The following is a 17995-nucleotide window of genomic DNA, read 5'->3' as shown; positions in this document are numbered from 1 at the left end:
GCCGGTCGGGAGGAGCTCCGCGAGGATCTCGGGCCGGGGAGCCGCCTGCGTTCGAGAAGGTCGTGAGGCTCCAGAGGCTGGGAGTCAGCGGCGGGGGAGTTACCGGCGTTCGAGGAGTTCGCGGAGGTAGCGGCCCAGGGTCTCTTCGACGGTGGGGCGGTCGTAGCCGCGCAGGACGACGTCCAGCCGCGGGTTGTTGAGCTCCTCGCGGGTGACCGGGGGGCCGTTCAGCGGGGTGCGGCCGAGCGTGCCCCAGACGCGGGCGATCAGCTCGTCGACCTGGGCGCGGTCGTAGCCGCGGAACCGGACGGGGAAGGAGTGCTCGCCGCGGATCTCGCTGAACAGCGGGGTGTCGGGGGCGGCCTCGTCCGCGGAGCCGAGGATGAGCCCGAGACCGGCGTCGGGCTCGTCCAGGTCGGCGGGCAGCTCGACGCCCTCGGCGGCCGCCAGCTCGCGGCGGTAGGTGCGCATGACGCCGTCGACCTCGAAGCGGTCGTAGCCGCGGACCGCGACGTCGAACTCGATCCAGCCGAACTCCTTCAGCGTGATCGGCGTGCCGGCGAGCGGCGCCCGGCCCAGCGTGCCCTCGACCCGGGCGGTGAGCTCGTCCACCTGCCGCCGGTCGTAGCCGCGCATGACCACAGAGAACTCCGGCATCAAGGACACCTCCTGGCAGGCGAATCTACTTTTTCCACCCACCTGACGGCCTCGTCCGGTAACGGCCGGCTCGGAAGTGAGTCGACCTTTTATACAGCGGCCATGGGGTCGCCGGGTCAGCGCGGGTTGAAGTACCGCCGGGGATTGTCGACGAGCATCTGGTCGATCTGGGCGTCGGTGACGTTCAGGGCGCGCAGGGCCGGCAGGACGTCGTCGCTGATGTGCCGGTAGTTCCAGTTGGGCGCCATGCCGCGCAGCATCTCGGGGTCGGGCCCGAACCAGTCCATGTAGCAGCTGGCGTCGTGGCTGAGCACCATGCGGTCGGCGTAGCCGCGTTCGCAGAGCGCGGCGATCGTGCTGACGCGGCTGGCGGTCGGGTTGAGGAGGTCCAGCCCGAAGCGGTCCATGCCGAGGATCGCGCCCGTGTCGGCGAGCTCCATCAGGTAGCCGAGGTCGTTGCTGTCGCCGGCGTGCCCGATGACGACCTTGGTCAGGTCGACGCCCTCCTTGCCGAGCAGCTCGACCACGACGCGCCCGGCGTGGGTGTCGCTGTGGGTGTGCACGGTGAGCGGCGCGCCCGTCTCGCGATGGGTCGCGGCGACGGCGCGCAGGATGCGCTCGACGCCCGGCGTGAGGCCCGGCGTGTCGATCGCGCACTTGAGGAACGCTGCCTTGACCCCGGTGCCGGCGATGCCCTCGGTGAGGTCGCGGGTGAAGTCGGCGATCATCGGGTCCGGCCCGCCCAGCAGCGTCCCGGGACCGCGGTAGTGGAACTGGAACGGCACGTCGTTGTAGGAGTAGATGCCGGTGGCGACGATGATGTTGAGCTCGGGGACGCGCTCGGCGATGCGCTTGATCCGCGGGATGTAGCGGCCGAGTCCCCACACGGTCGGGTCGGCGATCGTGGTGATCCCGCGGTCGACGAGCTGGCGGAGCTTGGTCACCGCGTCCTCGACCCGCTCCTCCTCGTCCCACCAGGCGGCGGTGCCGTAGTTCTCGACATGCTCGGTCGACAGGACGAACACGTGCTCGTGCATGAACGTGCGGCCCAGCGCGGTGACGTCGACGGGGCCACGGGCGGTCTCGACTGCGGGCATCGGGGTCTCCTCGGCTGCATACCGACTGGTCGGTTTCTGGCAAGCTATGACCGGGCCTGCGTACACGTCAATGGGAGGGGCCGCACGATGACGGATCGTCCGCGGACCGCGACCCCGCGATCGAGCCCCGTGGAGCGGCGGATCCTGGACGCGGCGGTGCGGCTGTTCGCCGAGCGCGGCTTCGACGGGACGTCGGTCCAGGAGATCGTCACGGCGGCCGCGGTCACCAAGGGCGCGCTCTACCACTACTTCGACTCCAAGGACGATCTCCTCTACGAGATCTACCACACGCTGATCACCCGCCAGCTGGCCGACCTCGACCGGGTGGTCGCGGCGGGCCGTCCGCCGCGCGAGACGATCCGCGCCATCCTGAGCGAGCTGATCCAGAGCACCGCCGAGCACATCGACGAGGCGAAGGTGTTCTCCCGCGAGTCGCACCGGCTGGACGAGGACTACATGCACGTCCTGCGCTCCGACCGCCGCCGCTACCACGTGACGTTCCGCCGCATCGTGGCCGCCGCCCAGAAGGAGGGGCTCTTCTCGACCGCCGCCTCGGCCGACACGGTCACCATCGTCGCCCTCGGCATGGTCAACCAGATGCCCTCCTGGTTCCGCGCCGACGGCCCGAAGACGGCCGCCGAGCTGGCCGACGAGGTGACGGCCTTCGTCCTGGCAGCCCTGGACCCGCCAGGGAAGGCCTGATCAGCCCTCCGGCAGACTCGGCGCAGGCGGGCATCGTGGCTGGCGGGCATCGTGGCTGGCGGGGCGCCGTCAGCTGAACGCGGGGCGGGGCGAGCGGCGGGCCGTGAGGGAGTGGAGGGTGAGGCCGGTCAGCAGTTGCTCGCGTTCGTCCTCGTCCGAGGGCAGGTGGCCGATCCACTCCGCGCTCCTCAGGGCGAACCACGCCAGCAGGTCGGCGGGTGAGTCTCCCGGCGGCAGTACCGGGGCCATCCCCTCGAAGTGGGCGCCGAGCACATGCCCCGCCGCCCGCCGCTTCAGCTCCATGGAGATCCACGCCCCGGCGCCGGAGCCCTCCACGTGGTAGCGGCGGTATCCCAAGCGGCACATCAACGCGTCGAACGTCCTGGCGACCTTGGCCGTGGTCCACCAAGGGCCGCTCAGAGGAGCCGAGAACCCGGCTCCTGGCACGGAGGGGACGACCACGTCGAAGTCCTGCGACAGCGTGTGCAGCACGTCCAGGTATTGAACGAACGTGCCGGGGCGGTCGTGGACAAGGAGCAGCGGAAGGGCACTGCGGTTACTGGATCGGAGATGGACGAAGTGAAGGGGCTGCCCGTCCACTCGGGTGAGGTAGTTCGGGTAGTCGTTCAGCCGCGCCTCAGCCTTGCGCCAGTCGAAGCCGCACGCCCAGTACTCGGCGAGCTCCTCCAGATAACCGGCCGGCAATCCTCGGGCGGCGTCCTGAAGCCCCGCTCGCCTCAGCCGTCCGGCGAGCCCGTCCAGCCCGGCGAGCCCACCTCGCCCGTCCAATCCGGCGAGCCCGCCTTGCCCGGTAAGTCCGTGCCGCCTGCCTGGCCCGGAGAGCCCATCTAGTCCGATCAGTGCGGTCTGCCCGTCCAGGTCGGCCTGCGGGACGTCGATCAGATACGGTTCGATCTCTTCACACCAGTACACGCTCCAAGCCTCGTGATGAGCCCTGTGCGCTGGTAGTGCCTGCAGCATCAGTTGGACCGCGTTCCGCACGGGCCCCGAATGCTCGGCCGCACATCCCGCCCGTGCACTTTGCACACCCGTCCCGAAACTCGCATGGAACGTTTGGCCGCTCGCCCTCCTCCCTACTTCTGACAGGTCGTTCAGGAGTAAGGAGCCGCACATGCAGTCACGTCCGATGCCGCAGGTGGCAGGGGTCGAGCACCGGTACGTCGTGGCGAACGGCATCCGTTTCCACGTCGCGGAGGCGGGCGCGGGCGAGCCCCTGCTGCTCCTGCACGGGTTCCCGCAACATTGGTACGCCTGGCGGCACCTCGTCCCCCTGCTCGCCGCGCAGCACCGGCTGATCATGCCGGACCTGCGGGGTTTCGGCTGGTCGGACGCGCCCCACCGGGGCTACGGCACGAACGCGCGGGTCGACGACCTGCTCGCCCTCATGGACGCGTGCGGCCTCGACCGGGTCACCCTCGTCGCCCACGAATGGGCGGCCTGGGCTGGTTTCATGGCGTGCCTGCGCGAGCCCGGCCGGTTCCGGCATCATCTGGCGCTCAACATCGTCCATCCATGGCCCGATCACCGCGCGACCATCCGGCACGCCTGGCGCATGTGGTACACGGCGCTGTGGGAGTATCCGCTGGTAGGCGGCGCGGTGCTGCGACATTGGCCGGGCTTCACGCGCTACATACTGCGCCGGGGCGTCACCGGCGTGTGGCAGACACCCGCCTTGGAGGAGTTCGTCGAGTCCGTGAGGTCAAGAGCCCGCGCGCATGCGGGCCAGGCCCTGCACTGGCAGTACGTGCTGCGCGACATCCCTCGCCTGGCAACTCGGAGGTTTCGCCACCAGCGGCTCCAAGTGCCGACCACCCTCCTCTTCGGCGAGGACGACTTCGCGTTCGCCGCCCAATCCCTCGATGTCGGCGGTTCTCACGGGGTGGACGTACGCGTCGTGCCGGGCGGCCACTACCTGCCGGAGGAACGCCCTGACCTGGTGGCCGCCACAGTGTCGGAGCTGTTCGGCACCATGGAGTCACACCGAGAGGAGATCGTTGGGTGACCGCCGAGCGCATCGCCGCGCTGGTCCGAGGTGCCCAGGCCGGCGACGGCATGGCCATGCACGAGCTCCTCGACCGGCTGGCCCCCTACGTCGAGCGCCTCTGCGGCCCGATCGCCCTCCAGGACGGCCCGGACGCCGTCCAGGAGACGCTGATCGCCGTCTTCAAGGGCATCAGGCGGCTGCGGGACCCCGAGGCGCTCTTCGGCTGGGTACGGGCCATCGCGGTCCGCGAGTCCCTTCGCGTGGTGCGCCGCTCGGGCCCGCATTCCGCCGAGCTGCACGAGGTGCCCCAGCGCGGCGACCCCAACCTCGCGGCCGACATCCGCGACGTGCTCGCCCGGCTGTCCCCCGAGCACCGAGCGGTGCTGATGCTGCGCGACGTCGAAGGACTGGACGAGAAGACCGTCGGCGAGCTCCTGGCGATCTCGACGGGCACGGTGAAGTCGCGCCTGCACCGGGCGCGGCAGGGCTTCCGGAAGGCGTGGGAACGATGACCGACAACTGGCCGGTGGCCGAGCTGGACGCCGTGCGCCGTCTCCGCGTCCTGGCGGCGGCCACCCGCGGAGCGATGTACGCCGAGCAGGTGATCGATGTGAGCTTCCACGACGCCTGGACGGTCGCCGTGGACCTCGAACACGAGTTCCCGAAGCTCCTCCCCGACGTCCGCTCCCTCCATGTGATCCACACCGAAGGCGAACGCCTCGAAGCCCAGGCCCGCGGCCGCCTGGGCCAACGCGCCCGCTTCCGCATCGTCATGCGCCCCGGCTGGTGCTGGATGCAGAGCCGCTTCCTGGTGGGCGGCATCGCCGCCGTGGCCGAAGGAGAAAGCACCCGCGTCGCCTTCATGGGCGCCCTCCGCCTCCCCGGCGCCCGAGCCCTCCGCCCCCTCCTCAACCGCACCAATCCCGCCACCGCAGTGATCACCCGCCTGGAGACCCGCGCGCGATCCCGCAGATCCACCTGAAAATCAAGCAGCACACTCAGAAAGCTCAGAACCTGCATCCGAGCCGTCCTGCATCCGAGCCGTCCTGCACCCGAGCCGTCCCGCGGGCGAGTCGTCCCGCGGGCGAGTCGTCCAGCGGGCGTGGCCGGTCCCGGGCCGCGTGCTGTGGCTGGGCTGCGAGTCAGGGGGTGCCGTAGTTGGGCGGGCGGCGGAGGAGCCAGGCCAGGAGGCCTCGGCGGGGCGGGCGCGACACGATGCTGCCGCTGTCGACCGAGCCGACCACCTCGACGCGGAGGAACGTCTCCGGGGACGGGCCGTCGGGTGGCGGTGTGCGTACCTGGACGGAGCCGCTCCGGACCTTGACCTGGTCGGCGTCCACCTCGATGCCGGGCCGGGTCACGAGGGTCAGGCTGCCGCTCGTGACGGCGGCCATGATCCGCAGAGTGGGGCTGTTGATCACGGCGGTGGTGAGGTCGAGCTCCACGCTGCCGCCGTCCGCGGTGATCTCCAGGACGCGTGGCACGATCCACCGGCCGTTGCGCTTGGCGATGGCGCCCTGGACGTCGATCCGGACGAGGTCCTTGGGGGCGGGCGGCCCGGTCAGGGGGAGGTCGTTGACGAGGGCGACGAGTTCGCCCGCGGTGCGGGCGGAAAGTGCCTTCTCCAGGCGCTCGTCGAGCTCTTCCAGCGTCAGACGGCCGTCGCCGGCGGCGATCCTCAGCTGCTCGGCGACCCGATCCCGGTCCTGGTGGGATGCCCTCAGCTTGGGCGAGGTCTCGTCCGTCATGGCAGTACAGTATGCGCCTATCGGCTCATTCTGCCGGTGATCGGCAGAGGCGGCGCATCAGGGCGGTCAACTGATCGACTCGGCGGAGGTCGCTTCTTGCCGGGCTTCCCCGGCCGGTGCATGGCCTTGCTCTGTTCGTGCGCCCGTCCATCGCGTGGTGCGGCTCGGCCGCGCGGTGCCAGCCGCGATGCCGCCGAAGCGGGACGGATCAGCGCGATGGCGTTCTCCATCGGGTACGCGTGCGCCGCCGTCGGGCCCGTGCTGTTGGCGCTCTGCGGGACGGAACGGGCGACTTCCGCTTGGCCTTCGTCCTCTTGAGCGCGATGACCGCGCTCATGCTTCTGCCGATCGTCCGGTTGCCGCACCATCGCTGAGCATGGCCTAAGCCCAGGTTGGCAGCGATCGCTAGCGGCGGGTCTGCAGGGAGAGGACGGCGTCGCGTACTTCGGCCAGTTCGGTGTCCCAGTCGAGGGGAGGAGCCAGGGGGACGAGGACGAACTTCGAGAGGCCCGCCTCGATGAGGCGTTTGAGGTGGGTCTCCAGGTTCTCCAGCGTGGGCATCACGTCGTCGATCGGGGCCGGGCCCCGGACGGCGCGGGCCCGGGCGAAGCGGGTCTCCAACTGGGGGTCCAGCCCTCGGCGGTACGGGACGACGGCGCCGAAGTGCTCTTCTTCGATCTCGCGGCCCGCCTCGGCGGCGGCCTGCTGGATGAGGACGCGGCCTCGTTCGCCTTCGGCGGGGGTCGTGAACGCGGCGAGCCAGCCGTCGGAGAGGCGGCCGGTGCGGCGGAGCACGGCGTCGGAGGCGCCGCCCATCCAGACGTCGAAGCCCCGCTTGGCCGGCTTGGGCAGGACGCGAAGGTTGTCGTAGTGGAAATGGTCGCCGTGGTGCGTGACCTCGTCCTCGGCCCAGAACCGGCGGAGGAGGGGCAGCGCTTCTTCGAAGATGGCGGCTCGTTCTTCGCGGCGCACGCCGAAGGCCTGCTGCTCGCCCACATTGCGCAGGCCCAGGCCGAACGCGGGGAGCAGGCGGCCGTTGGAGAGGTTGTCCAGCGACGCCATCTCCTTGGCGACGAGGGCGGGACGGCGGCCGGGCAGCGTCATGACGGACGTGCCGAGTTTGATGCGCGAGGTCAGCGCGGCCGCGTAGGTGAGGGCGACGACGGGGTCGGGGCCGGGGCCCGTCGCGCGTTCGGAGACCCAGAGGGAGTCGAAGCCCTCGCGTTCCAGGCCCAGGACCAGCGAGGCGAGGTCGGTCGGGCCGCCGGGGGAGTTGAAGCCGATGCGCACGATCACGTTCCGACCGTACGTTCGGTTAGTTCTTTGACGCAACCCTTGCGGCGAGCGCGGCGGCCAGGGCCGTCGCGGCGATGGTGACGGCCATGGGGACCGCGGTGTCCGGGCCGAGGATCCCCGCGAGGGGCGCCGCGGCTCCGCCGATGCCGAACTGGGCGAGTCCGAGGAGCGCGGAGGCGCTGCCCGCCACGTTCGCCGGACGGCCGGACAGGGCCAGCGCGGTGGCGTTCGGCAGGACGAGGCCCTGACCGGCGACGACGAGGAAGAGCGCCGGGAGGACGGCGGGCAGACCGAGGCCGGCGAGCACGGCGATGAGGAGGCCCGCGCCGCCGGTCGCGACGATGGCGAGCCCGGCGGCCAGCAGCCGGCCGAGCGCCACGCGGCCGGCCAGGCGGCCGCTGAGCTGGCCCGCGAGGACGATGCCGAGCGCGTTGACGCCGAAGACGATGCTGAACGTCTGGGGTGACAGCCCGTAGATTTGCTGGAGGACGAACGGCGAGCCGGAGATGTAGGTGAACATCGCCGCGAAGGCCAGGCCGCCGGACGCCGCGTACGCGATGAACGCGCGCTCGGACAGCAGCGTCCGGAACGCCATGCCGTGTGTCCCGCGGTGTTCGGGCGGCAGCGTCTCGCGCATGCCGAGCAGCGCGGACAGGAACATCGCCACGCCGATCGCCGAGAGCACCGCGAAGATGCCCGGCCAGGGCGTGACGCGCAGGAGCTGGCCGCCGAGGACGGGCGCCAGGATCGGCGCCAGGCCGTTCACCAGCATCAGCATCGAGAAGAACTTCGCCGCCGCCACGCCGTCGTACAGGTCGCGGACCACGGCGCGGGCGATCACGATCCCGGCGGCGCCGGCCGCGCCCTGGATCAGGCGGAACGCGATGAACGCCTCGACGGTGGGCGCCACGACACAGAGCAGCGAGGCCACCGAGTAGGCGAGCAGGCCGATGAGGAGCGGCCGGCGGCGGCCCCAGCGGTCGCTGAGCGGGCCCGCGATCGCCTGGCCGGTGGCGAGGCCGACCACGCAGGCCGTCAGCGTGAGCTGGGCCCGCATCGCGCCGGTCGACAGGTCGGCGGTGAGCCGGGGCAGCGCCGGGAGGTACATGTCGATCGACAGCGGCGCGATGGCGGTGAGGGCGCCCAGGATGACGATCAGCCGGAGGCGGTGATCGGACGACGCCGGTTCGCGCGCGGTCTGGGGCGTGGTGTCCTGGGAGGCGGTCATGATCAGATCGTCGTGACGACCTGATGATAGATCGCTCGCACGTCGAGGACCGGCGGGCCGTGGGTCATCTCGTCGCCTCTCCGTGGTCGCCTTCCACGAGATCTCAACGAGGTGACTGTCAGTTATCTGCCACGCCAGCGAGTGTGATGCGTCACATCAGCGCGCGACGTGACACATCGATCGCGATACGTCAGGTCAACGCAGGGTGATCGTGATGGTCGAGCCACGGAGATATACGGCGCCGGGACGCGGCTGCTGCGTGGCCACGACGGTGCCGCTGTTGGCCAGGGTGACCTGGAATCCCAGCATCGCGGCGGTGCTGCGCGCCTGCTGCTCGCTCAGCCCGATGAAGTACGGCACGGCGACCTGGTTGCCGGTGATCGAGCCGCCCTGTCCCGCGGAGACGTAGAGGGTGACCGGGGCGCCGGAGCGCACGGTCGTTCCGCCCGCGGGATAGCTCCGCACGACCAGCCCCGCCTGCTGCGAGGACGGCACGCGGATCACCGCGCCGAGCGGGATCTTGGCCGCCGCCAGGCGGCCGACGGCGGACGTGGTGCTGAGCCCCGTCACGGTCGGAAGGGCGACCGGCGGTGCCGCCGTCGCGCCCGTTCCGGACGGGGCGGGGCTCGCGGGCTGCTCCTGCTGGGCCGGGGCCAGGCCGCCCGCCGGGGCCCCTTCGGCGCTCTGCGACGTGCCGCCGACGAGGAGCGTGAGCCCGAAGACGCACACCACGGCGACGCTCATGATGCCGCCGAGGAGCAGCATGGCGCGCCCCGACATCTCGGGTTCGGCCTCGTCCGGTGGCCGTTCCGTCACGGCGGCGCCCGCCCCGCGGGGCCCTGCGACAGGCACGTCCGGGGCCTGCTGCGGCCGTTCGGGCACTTGCTCGGGCATGTGCTGCCCCCATCCTCTGGCGGGGTTCGAACCCCTCTTGTCCGATGGGACGCCCGCTCACGTGCCGGAGTTCGCCAGCCCCGCGTTTGGGCATCGATCGGGCGGGACGCCGCGGTGGTTCAGATGGCAGGCCCGGAAGGCGGCGGGGGCAGTGGATCAGCCCCAGGGGAGGCGGGCCGCCGCGACGACGACGGAGGCCGTCATGGCCGCGGCCGTGAGCACCGACAGGCCGGCGAGCACGGCCCAGCGGCCCAGCTGGTAGCCGAGCGGCACCCGCGAGGCGTCCCGGCCCCGTACCGGCCAGGGAGAACGGAGCGGAGCCGTCCCGGGCACCTCGCCCGTTTCCGGGGACGGCGGGGAGCCTGGGGCACTTGGGGCGTCTGGGGAATCGGAGGGGCTTGCGGGCGCTGGATGCTTCCCGGCCGCTCCGTTCGCCGGCGAGGGCGCCGGGAGGCCGGACACCCATCCCAGCAGACCGGCGACGTCGGCAGGGTCGGTCGCCAGTCCGGAGCCGAGATAGCGCACCTGCCCGGCGACCTGGTCGAGCGTGCGCACCGTGTTGCCGAGCCCGACGCCGCCGAGCCAGCCGCGCAGGTCGGTGCCGTTGAGCAGCGGCCGGCCGATCTCGGTGCGTTCCAGCAGGTCGGTCTTGGTGACGACGACCGCCACCCGCCGCTGCCGGCCGCGGTCCGGGCGGGATCGCAGCTCGTTGAGCACGCGCTGCAGGGTGTCGGCCGGGTCCTCCTCGGACGACGCGGCCGATCTGTCGACGAGCCCGCGCTCGTCGGCGGTCAGCGAACGCCGGACCTGCGGCAGCGCGAACGGGTCGACGATGAACAGCAGCGCCTCGCCGTGATCGAGATAGCGCAGCGACTCGACCTCGGTCGCGCCGGTGTAGTGCTCGCCCGCGGGGTCGAAGAGGTAGAGGATCCGGCGCGCGCGCCCGGGCAGCTCGACGTCCACCATCGTGGCGAGGGGCAGCTCGGGTCCCGTCTTGGCCAGCTGCCCGCCTCGCTGGAACTCCCGGATGGCGCCCGCGTACGCCTGCGCGTGCCGCTGTTCGACGAACGCCAGCCGTCCCTCCACGGCGCGCGCCCGCGCGTGCAGGGCCCTGATGCCCAGGAACATGAACGTGGTCTTCCCGGCCGCGGGCCCGCCCACGAACGGCAGCGGCTCGACCCTCACGCGCCCGATCCGTTCGGGCAGCCGCCCGTCGCAGTGCGGGCAGTACGCGGCGAGCCGGAAACGTCCCAGCGGAACGGTCGTCGGCAGCCGCGCCCCGCACCGGCACACATGCCTGAACGCCCCGCCGGATCCCGGCGCGAGCCTCGGATGGCGGGCCCCGCACCCCGGGCACTCGTAGACCGGGAGGCCGACCTTCTCGTAACAGAACGGATGGGGGCAGGTCTGCAGGATTCGCCCGTACGTCATGAACAGCCGCTCGACCGCCGCGAGGACGAGGACGCACACCATCCAGCCCGCGAGCCCGATGGCGGCGACCGTCCCGTACAGCACGGTCAGGACGACGCCGAGGATCACCGCGGGCACGGCCGCCGCCACGATCCCCGCGCACAGCGCCAGCCAGAACGGGAACGTGAAGAAGCCCCACAACCCCCCGAGCAGGACGGTGTGGGTGAGGACCGCGAGGGAGCCCACCGCGCGCTTCCAGATCCGGGGCACCACCGTCCGCGTGATCGCCCACCAGTCCCGCCACACCTGCGCGAGCAGGTAGTGCCGGTAGGACACCTCCGGCGCCGGCACCGGTGACGGCCCGGCGGTCGTGGTGCGGGCGAGCGTCCGGCAGGCGTGCCAGTAGTAGAAGCCGAGGGCGCCGATCGCGGCCACGATCAGCGTGGCCGGGAAGAGGAGGGGGAACACCACCACGAACCCGAAATACATGATCGCGACCCAGACGGCGGCGAGCAGCAGGACGGCGATCATCTGCATGGTCAGTCACCCCGCCCGGCGCCGCGCGTCTCGGCGATCAGGTTCCGGAGCGCGCCGCGCAGCTCGCGGTCGCCGGAGAAGTGCGCCTCCAGTTGCCGGGACGGCAGGAACCGCGCCAGCGCCGTCCGCGCCCACGCCTCCAGAACAGGTTCGGTGATCCCGCGCAGCCGCAACCGCAGGACGACCTCCACCAGTTCGTTGCGCCGCGCGTTCTCCGCCGCGCGGACGGAGGGCCGTGTCAGGGGCGCCCGCCGGCCGGACGTCGGCTCCGCCGCCCAGGAGGCCGCCAGCCGGGCGCGCACGGTCTCGGACGCGGCGGTCAGCGCCCCCGCCCGGAACCGCGGATCCCGCCGGGCCACCCGCCGCGCCGCTCCGTCGAACGCCGCCTCGGCCAGCCGCGGCGAGGCACCCGCCCCGGCCAGCGAGCTCAGCGCTTCGGCCGCCCTCTCGGGCCGGTCGGCGGTCACCGCGTCGGCGTACGCCTGGACGGCGGTGCCGTCACGCTCGGCGCCCGTCCCCGGCAGCATCGCCCGTGCCCGCGCCGCCAGCCGCAGGGCCGCCGCCTCCGCCAGCGCCGTCGCGTCCGAGGAGGCGGCCGCGCGCGCGAACGTACGGGACGGCAGCACGCTCAACGCCGGATGTTCGAGCATCGCCGCGGAATGGGCCTCCAGCAGTTCGAGGCATTCGGCGACGGTCGGGGGCCCGTCCCAGACCCGGCTCAACGGCGGATCGAGGTCCGCGGCGCCCCGTCCCGTCCGCAGCAGCTCCCCGGTGACCGCGAGCCGCCGGTCGCGGCGCCGGTGGCCGACCGAGGCGAGCACCACGAGCCCGACGGCCGGCGTCGCGGCGAGGAGCTCTGGTCCCCGCTCGTACAGCAGGTCGCACGCGGTGTTGGTGAGCACCGCGTGCCGCGTCTTCTCGTCAGCGGCGGCAAGACCCGCCAGCACCCCGGACAGCAACGCGTCCCGGGCCGCGGGAGGGCAGGCGGAGAGCGCTGTCGGGAGATCCGCGGCCCCGGCCTCCGCGCGCCCGGCCGCGACCGCGATCACTTCGGCCGCCGCCACCTCAACGCCCGTGCCCGCCGCCACCGCCAGCACCCGCGCGGCCTCGGTCAGATCGGGCGCCGCCGCCAGCGCGGCACCGACCTGTGGAATCACCTCGGCATGCAGCTCAGCGGGAAGCTCATGCGCGGGCAGCCGATCGTGGACGGACGGATCCGACAAGGCGATCACGGTGGCCCGCAGCGCGCACTGCCCGGCGACCTCGGCGGCCCCGGCGTCCCGGGCCCAGTCATGGAGGGCCAGCGCCAGGTCGAACCCGACCGACGGAACGCCCCGGACGAGATCCCGCCACACCCACTCGGGCACCGCACGTCCATGCCGCGTCAGCATCGCCGCGACGGCGGCCTCCTCCGCCGCCGAAACGGCCGCGTCGCCCCGGCACAGCGCGAGCAACCCCGCCGCCCGATTGAGCACATCGGGATCGACCCTGTCCGGCTCCAGCAAAGCGAGCTCGCCCAGCGCATCGAGCCCAGCGAAGTCCAGCGCCCGCCAACACCGAGCAACCATCCCCCCGAACCGCGCTGTGTCCCCAAACCCCGCTGGGCCTCCGCTCCGCACGGTGTCTCCAGCCCGCGTCGCGTCTTCGAACGAGGTTGCTGGCGTGTTTGAGGCGCTGCCTGCGTTGGGCCTGCTCCCCGCGCCTGGTGGGTTTTGCAGGTCTATCGATAGGGCGGTTGTGGTGTGGTGCTGGGCGGTTGCCCATACGTCCGGTGTTGTGCCTACGAGGCGCTGGGCTGCGGCGGCGGGGTCGGCGCTGTAGGTGACGAAGGACATGCGGGCCGCCATCGCTACCGGGAGGGAGTAGGAGACCACTGCGATCCAGCGGGCAATCTGCTCGATGTCGTCCGCGACGAGGACGACGCGTCCGTGGCCCTGGCCGAGCACCGTGACGATCGCGTCGATCAGCCGCCCCAGGAGGTCGTAGGGGGCGTTCCGGTCCCCTGGGTAGGTGTTGGCCAGCCATTCGGCGAGCATCTCGGGCTCGAACGCGGCGCCTGGTGTCAGCTCGTCCAGATCTGGCAGGGCGGTGGTGTTGCCGGGGTGTGGTGACCACAGGGGCGCACGCCACAGCTCGGCCGGTCGCAGGCCTTCTAGTTCGTCGGGGTCGGCTACTACGGCGTGGGCGAAGAAGTTGCCTGAGCGGCCCGAGTAGTCCTGGCCCACGTAGCGGCACCAGAGCAGAAGTGCCCGCTCTCCCGCGCGGTCGTAGAGGAATGTGACGGGGAAGCCTTCCAGCTCGTCCTTGTCCGGGTCGAGTGGGGCGTTGGGCGGGGGCCGGTACGACAGGTGCGGGGTGACGGCGGCGCGCACGCCCTCGGGCAGGCCGGGCGTCTCGGCGACGAACTGGAATCCGGCCCGGCCGGTCGGGCCGTGACGTGCCGAGGTGTAGTGCAACTGCCAGGCCACGGGTGCTCACATCCCGGCGGCCCGGCGCCCGAAGCGCCCAGGGCCGGGACGCGCGCCGTCCAGCATCCCGAATCGGTAGAGCAACCACAACAGCGGATCCTCGGCCCGGTACGGCCGGACGCCGCCCGCGCCCACCCTGCCGTCGCGTGGTACGCCGCCGAGCGCCGACAGCCCGAACAGCGCGTACTCCGCGTACTGCTGGCGCAGGTAGAGGTCGAGCCGTCCCGCCTGCCAGTCGTGCAGCATCGCCCGGACCTGCTCGTCGACCGCCTCCCGGTCGTCGAGGTCGAGCACGCCCACGCCGTCGCGCGTTCGCTGCAACGCCGACTGCTTGAGCAGGCCGGGTCGCAACGCGTCGATCTTCGTCAGCGCGACCGCGACCGGAATGTGCAGTTGGTTGCCTGGTTTCGTCCCGTTCCGTTCGCGGAGCGCCTCGGTGACGCGCGCGATGATGTCGACCGGCTCGCCGTCCCGCGGTTCGGGATCCGGAGGCGGTCCGTCGGCGACCTCGGCCCGCGCGCCGGGCAGTTCCAGCGGATCGACCAGGAAGATGATCGCGTCGGCCGCCTCCAGATACCGCAGATGCAGGTCGCGGACCTCACGGCTGCGCAGGTCTTCGCCGGCGGTGTCGAAGAGCACCAGCGCGAGCGAATCGCTGCGGCTCCGCGCGAACCGGCCGCTGCGGCTCCGCGTCAGCAGGTAGACCAGCGGCTCGCGCGGGCTCGTCGCGGCGCTCGTCGTGGTCGGCAGGAGCCGCCGCTCCTCCAGGAGGGGCCGGGCGAAGTCGCGTTTGTAGCGTTCGATCGTGCGGTCGTCGCACGCCACCAGGGAGGCGTCGAGCTCGGTGCCGACGCGGTTCATGAGCTCGTGGAGGAGCACCGCGATATAGGTGCTCTTGCCCGCGTTCTTGGCGCCGACCAGGGCCACGATCCGGCCGGGGGAGTCGCAGTAGGCGGACGGCAGGGCGTTGTGGCACTCCGGGCAGACGCGGCTCCCGGTCTCCTGGCCGCAGTCCGGGCAGGCGGCGCGGCTCCGGCGGCCCGACGCCGCGAAGACCGGCGGCAGTGACGCGCCCGCCGTCGACCCGGTGTAGCCGGCGAGCCTCTCGTCCAGGACGGGCGCACAGCCGGGCCGCCGTCCCGCCTGCCCTCGGCAGCGGAACCGCACCCGCTGCAACGGCACCACGGCGAAGCAGTACGGGCACTTGACGTCGTCCTTGGCGTGCACGCCGGGAAAACGGGCCTTGTCGAGCATCCTCACCTCGTGACCTGGAGGCGGCGGACCGGGGGGTCGCTGAGTTCGATGACATCATCATCGGCGAAGCAGCGCAGCCAATATGGCCCGGACACCTGTGGCAGCGGAAGGGACACTTCCCCGGGGACCGGGATCTCCTCCCACGACGCGACGGTCTCGCCGTCGCTCGCGCGGTGCGGCATGACCCGTCCCGTGCGCAGGACGAGCTCCAGCCGGGCGACCCGCAGCGGGCGGGCGGCCGACAATCTGATCGTGAGCGCGCGCCGCCACGGCGGGCCGCCGCGTTCGACGTCGTAGGAGACCACGGTGCGGCCGGTGACCTCGGCGCTCACCGCCGGGCCGGTGACGCGGGCGCCGCCGACCGTGCCGGCCGCCGCCACGTGCAGCTCGACCGGCTGGTCTTCGGGCACCGCGATCCTGATCCCGCCCTGGGTGTCGTACGCGGCGCGCGTGACGATCCGGCCGGTGGCGCTCTCGTCCGGGCCGATCCGGTAGGTCAGCTCGATCTCCGCGACGTCCGCCGGCCAGTCGAACCCGACGTGCACGAACGCGCCGCGCCGCTCGGCGAGGACGCGGCGCGGCGGCGGCAGGTTGACGTGCCGGTGGTACGCGCCGATCGCGGCGACGCCCCCGGCGACGCTCACCGCGACCAGCCAGCCGCCCGCGCCCGGCCGCACCGCCAGGCCGCCCCTCGCGGGTGTGGCCGCCACGCGGCGGCCGACCTGCCGCACCTCGTCCACCGGGACCAGGGCGCTGCGCGGCCACGGCGGCGGCTCGGTCGTGAGCACCAGCTCGACCGTGCCGTGCCGCGGCGGCTCGAACCGCACCAGCAGCGATCCCGGATCGGACGGGTCGGGCTCGGCGGTGAGCTCGTACACCGGTTCCGGCGGGGCGCTCGGCGTGGCCGACACCCGGACCCCGGGCGTCACCGCCTCCCGGCCGTCCGCGTCCAGATAGACGGCGCAGATCCGGTAGTGGTGGACGACGCCGTTCGGCACCCGTTCCTGGAACCCCTCGCGCCCGGCCGCGACCGCCTTCCCGTCCCGGACGACCAGGGCGCGCGCGGCCTCCGGCGGGCAGCGCCACCGGCCGGTGACCACGCCGTCGCCGGAGAGCAGCTCGATCTCCCGGGGCTCGGGCCGCACGATCACCGGCCCGGCCACGGCGGGCGCCGCGGCCGCCTCGCCCCGGACCGCCACCACGCCGTAGTACAGCGGCACGTTGACCGGCGGGCGGTCGTCGCGCGGGCCGGGCAGCGCCTCGCCGTCGGCGGCGTTCCGCGGCGGCCGGTCGCGCCGCCGCACCACGTGGTAGAGCAGCTCTCCGGCGGTGGACGGGGACGGCGGCCACGACAGCCGTACCCGCGTGCCCCTGTCGTCGCTCGTGTCGCCGTCGGTGTCGCCGTCGATGTCGGCGCTCAGCGAGGGCACCGGACGCGGCGGGAGGCGCCGCTGGTGCTCCGCCGCCCCCGGCAGGTCGCCGACGAGCTGGAGGGCGTCCGCGAGAAGCCGCCACGCGGTGTCGGGGTCCCGCTCGGCGGCGGCGGCCTCGCGCAGCCGGACGGCGGTGGCGACGCGCTGCCGGGCCTCCGCCGCCAGCAGGCCCGCCTCCTCGCCGTCGTCCTCGCCCGCCGCGCCGGCCAGCTCGGCGGCCGCGTGCACCTCGCCGCCGTCGAGCAGCGCGCGCAACCGCGCCGCCACGCCGCCGCCCGGCCCGGTCTCGCGCAGGACGGCGAACACCAGCCGCCGCGCGTCGCCCGGCTCGATGCCCAGATCCTCCAGCGCGTGCCGCAGCAACGCCCGCTCGGAGGCGCGCTGCCGCCGCCGCTCCCGAAGCCGTTCGGCCAGGTCGTAGAGCACCAGCTCGGTGAGATCGACCCCGGCCTCCCGGGGGTTGGCCGGGGTGGGGCTCTGAGCCTGATCGGACGTGGAGCTTTGCGGCGTGAGGGTGGAACGCAGCGCGGCCAGGACCGTGTCGGCGTGGGTCAGGCTGGTGTCGCGGCTGCGGCGGGCCCAGCGTGCGGCGACGGTGGTGACGGCCGCCGCGTCCAGGCGGAGCGGGCCGCCCTCCGCGACCGGCACGGAGAAGCCGTCCAGCACGCGCATCGGCCCGGCCAGCCGCTCGCCGAACAGGAAGTCGGGCAGGTGCCGGCGGCCGAGCACGTCGAGCGACTCGCGGACCTTGCGATAGGCGGCGTACGGCGGCGTCGCGGGCAGCTCGTCGGGCTCGCGGATCTCGATCCGGTCGTCCCCGGCCACCGACTCCAGCTCGGCCCGCGTCACGCCGCCGGCGCGCGCGATGTCCTCCACCTCGCCGGGGGTCACCATCCGCAACATGCCGGCCGCGTCGGCGAGCCGGGCGCGGGCCTGCGACGTCCGCCGCCGCGTCGCCTCCTGCCCGCCGCGCAGCCGCTCGGCCAGCGGCCGCGGATCACCGCGCTCGGCGGCGGTGAACAGCGGCGCCAGCTCGCGGTGCTCGGCCTCCAGCCGGTCGATGAGCTTGCGGTACTTCAGCTGCCCGCGGGCCCGCCGCCAGCACTGCCGCACGAGCTTGACCCGCGCCGCGACGGCGGCGGGCGACAACGGCTCGTCCAGCGCGTACCGGACCCGCAGGTCCTCGGGCGGCTGGTCGCCGGCCGCCCGGCCCGGCTCCAGGACCGTCCGCTTGTAGTCGTCGTCGAAGGTCACGGCGATGCCGGC

Annotated in this window: 15 protein-coding genes; 4 read left to right on the top strand and 11 right to left on the bottom strand. The window is 73.0% G+C overall.

From position 1 onward, the window contains the following. Positions 1-99: 99 nt before the first annotated feature. Both ACGFNU_RS39445 and ACGFNU_RS39440 read right to left on the bottom strand, forming a co-directional pair. Positions 100-657, bottom strand: coding sequence for a DivIVA domain-containing protein (locus tag ACGFNU_RS39445; RefSeq protein ID WP_392601715.1), 558 nt, complete (start codon positions 655-657; stop codon positions 100-102). Between the two features lie 116 nt (positions 658-773). Further along, entirely contained in the window at positions 774-1754 is a 981-nt protein-coding gene (locus tag ACGFNU_RS39440) for a phosphotriesterase (RefSeq protein WP_392601714.1), read from the bottom strand. 87 nt (positions 1755-1841) lie between these two features. Here ACGFNU_RS39440 and ACGFNU_RS39435 point away from each other — a divergent pair, with 87 nt between their 5' ends. Next, entirely contained in the window at positions 1842-2456 is a 615-nt protein-coding gene (locus tag ACGFNU_RS39435; protein WP_392601713.1) for a TetR/AcrR family transcriptional regulator, read from the top strand. A 69-nt stretch (positions 2457-2525) separates the two neighbouring features. Here the strand turns inward: ACGFNU_RS39435 and ACGFNU_RS39430 are convergent, their stop codons facing one another. Then, a complete protein-coding gene (locus ACGFNU_RS39430; protein ID WP_392601712.1) occupies positions 2526-3389 on the bottom strand; it encodes an epoxide hydrolase family protein in 864 nt (287 codons plus the stop codon). Positions 3390-3588: 199 nt separating this feature from the next. Here ACGFNU_RS39430 and ACGFNU_RS39425 point away from each other — a divergent pair, with 199 nt between their 5' ends. Genes ACGFNU_RS39425 through ACGFNU_RS39415 form a run of 3 tightly spaced genes read left to right on the top strand, consistent with a single transcriptional unit; the run spans position 3589 to position 5443 of the window. After that, on the top strand, positions 3589-4479 hold the full coding sequence (locus tag ACGFNU_RS39425; protein WP_392601711.1) for an alpha/beta fold hydrolase: 891 nt from the start codon (positions 3589-3591) through the stop codon (positions 4477-4479). Beyond that, positions 4476-4973: an RNA polymerase sigma factor gene (locus ACGFNU_RS39420; protein ID WP_392601710.1), complete on the top strand. Its 498-nt coding sequence runs from the start codon at positions 4476-4478 to the stop codon at positions 4971-4973. The genes ACGFNU_RS39425 and ACGFNU_RS39420 overlap by 4 nt, the downstream gene beginning before the upstream one ends. Further along, entirely contained in the window at positions 4970-5443 is a 474-nt protein-coding gene (locus ACGFNU_RS39415) for a hypothetical protein (protein ID WP_392601709.1), read from the top strand. Before ACGFNU_RS39420 ends, ACGFNU_RS39415 begins: the two co-directional genes overlap by 4 nt. 160 nt (positions 5444-5603) lie before the next feature. Here the strand turns inward: ACGFNU_RS39415 and ACGFNU_RS39410 are convergent, their stop codons facing one another. The 8 genes from ACGFNU_RS39410 to ACGFNU_RS39375 all read right to left on the bottom strand — a co-directional run bounded on the left by ACGFNU_RS39410 (position 5604) and on the right by ACGFNU_RS39375 (position 17983). Continuing rightward, a complete protein-coding gene (locus ACGFNU_RS39410; RefSeq protein WP_392601708.1) occupies positions 5604-6209 on the bottom strand; it encodes a DUF1707 domain-containing protein in 606 nt (201 codons plus the stop codon). A gap of 405 nt (positions 6210-6614) precedes the next feature. Further along, complete coding sequence (locus ACGFNU_RS39405; RefSeq protein ID WP_392601707.1) at positions 6615-7505, bottom strand: LLM class flavin-dependent oxidoreductase; 891 nt, start codon at positions 7503-7505, stop codon at positions 6615-6617. Positions 7506-7524: 19 nt separating this feature from the next. Beyond that, positions 7525-8733, bottom strand: coding sequence for a multidrug effflux MFS transporter (locus tag ACGFNU_RS39400; RefSeq protein ID WP_392601706.1), 1209 nt, complete (start codon positions 8731-8733; stop codon positions 7525-7527). 195 nt (positions 8734-8928) lie between these two features. Beyond that, positions 8929-9627, bottom strand: coding sequence for a PASTA domain-containing protein (locus tag ACGFNU_RS39395; protein ID WP_392601705.1), 699 nt, complete (start codon positions 9625-9627; stop codon positions 8929-8931). A gap of 156 nt (positions 9628-9783) precedes the next feature. Then, a complete protein-coding gene (locus tag ACGFNU_RS39390) occupies positions 9784-11574 on the bottom strand; it encodes a hypothetical protein (RefSeq protein ID WP_392601704.1) in 1791 nt (596 codons plus the stop codon). 2 nt (positions 11575-11576) lie between these two features. Further along, a complete protein-coding gene (locus ACGFNU_RS39385; RefSeq protein WP_392601703.1) occupies positions 11577-14042 on the bottom strand; it encodes a hypothetical protein in 2466 nt (821 codons plus the stop codon). Positions 14043-14048: 6 nt separating this feature from the next. Then, entirely contained in the window at positions 14049-15296 is a 1248-nt protein-coding gene (locus tag ACGFNU_RS39380; protein ID WP_392602065.1) for a hypothetical protein, read from the bottom strand. Between the two features lie 2 nt (positions 15297-15298). Continuing rightward, complete coding sequence (locus ACGFNU_RS39375; RefSeq protein WP_392601702.1) at positions 15299-17983, bottom strand: hypothetical protein; 2685 nt, start codon at positions 17981-17983, stop codon at positions 15299-15301. Positions 17984-17995 lie beyond the last annotated feature (12 nt).

It is taken from the genome of Spirillospora sp. NPDC048911 (assembly GCF_043198015.1).
Taxonomy (GTDB): Bacteria; Actinomycetota; Actinomycetes; order Streptosporangiales; family Streptosporangiaceae; genus Spirillospora.
The sequence above is the reverse complement of the archived record's forward strand: the minus strand, read 5'-3'. Positions and strand labels throughout refer to the sequence as shown.

Bases quoted from the DNA above. Each gene is read 5' to 3' on its own strand.
- ACGFNU_RS39445 (WP_392601715.1), bottom strand. From the start codon at position 657: ATGCCGGAGTTCTCTGTGGTCATGCGCGGCTACGACCGGCGGCAGGTG.
- ACGFNU_RS39440 (WP_392601714.1), bottom strand. From the start codon at position 1,754: ATGCCCGCAGTCGAGACCGCCCGTGGCCCCGTCGACGTCACCGCGCTG.
- ACGFNU_RS39435 (WP_392601713.1), top strand. From the start codon at position 1,842: ATGACGGATCGTCCGCGGACCGCGACCCCGCGATCGAGCCCCGTGGAG.
- ACGFNU_RS39425 (WP_392601711.1), top strand. From the start codon at position 3,589: ATGCAGTCACGTCCGATGCCGCAGGTGGCAGGGGTCGAGCACCGGTAC.
- ACGFNU_RS39415 (WP_392601709.1), top strand. From the start codon at position 4,970: ATGACCGACAACTGGCCGGTGGCCGAGCTGGACGCCGTGCGCCGTCTC.
- ACGFNU_RS39410 (WP_392601708.1), bottom strand. From the start codon at position 6,209: ATGACGGACGAGACCTCGCCCAAGCTGAGGGCATCCCACCAGGACCGG.
- ACGFNU_RS39400 (WP_392601706.1), bottom strand. From the start codon at position 8,733: ATGACCGCCTCCCAGGACACCACGCCCCAGACCGCGCGCGAACCGGCG.
- ACGFNU_RS39395 (WP_392601705.1), bottom strand. From the start codon at position 9,627: ATGCCCGAGCAAGTGCCCGAACGGCCGCAGCAGGCCCCGGACGTGCCT.
- ACGFNU_RS39390 (WP_392601704.1), bottom strand. From the start codon at position 11,574: ATGCAGATGATCGCCGTCCTGCTGCTCGCCGCCGTCTGGGTCGCGATC.
- ACGFNU_RS39380 (WP_392602065.1), bottom strand. From the start codon at position 15,296: ATGCTCGACAAGGCCCGTTTTCCCGGCGTGCACGCCAAGGACGACGTC.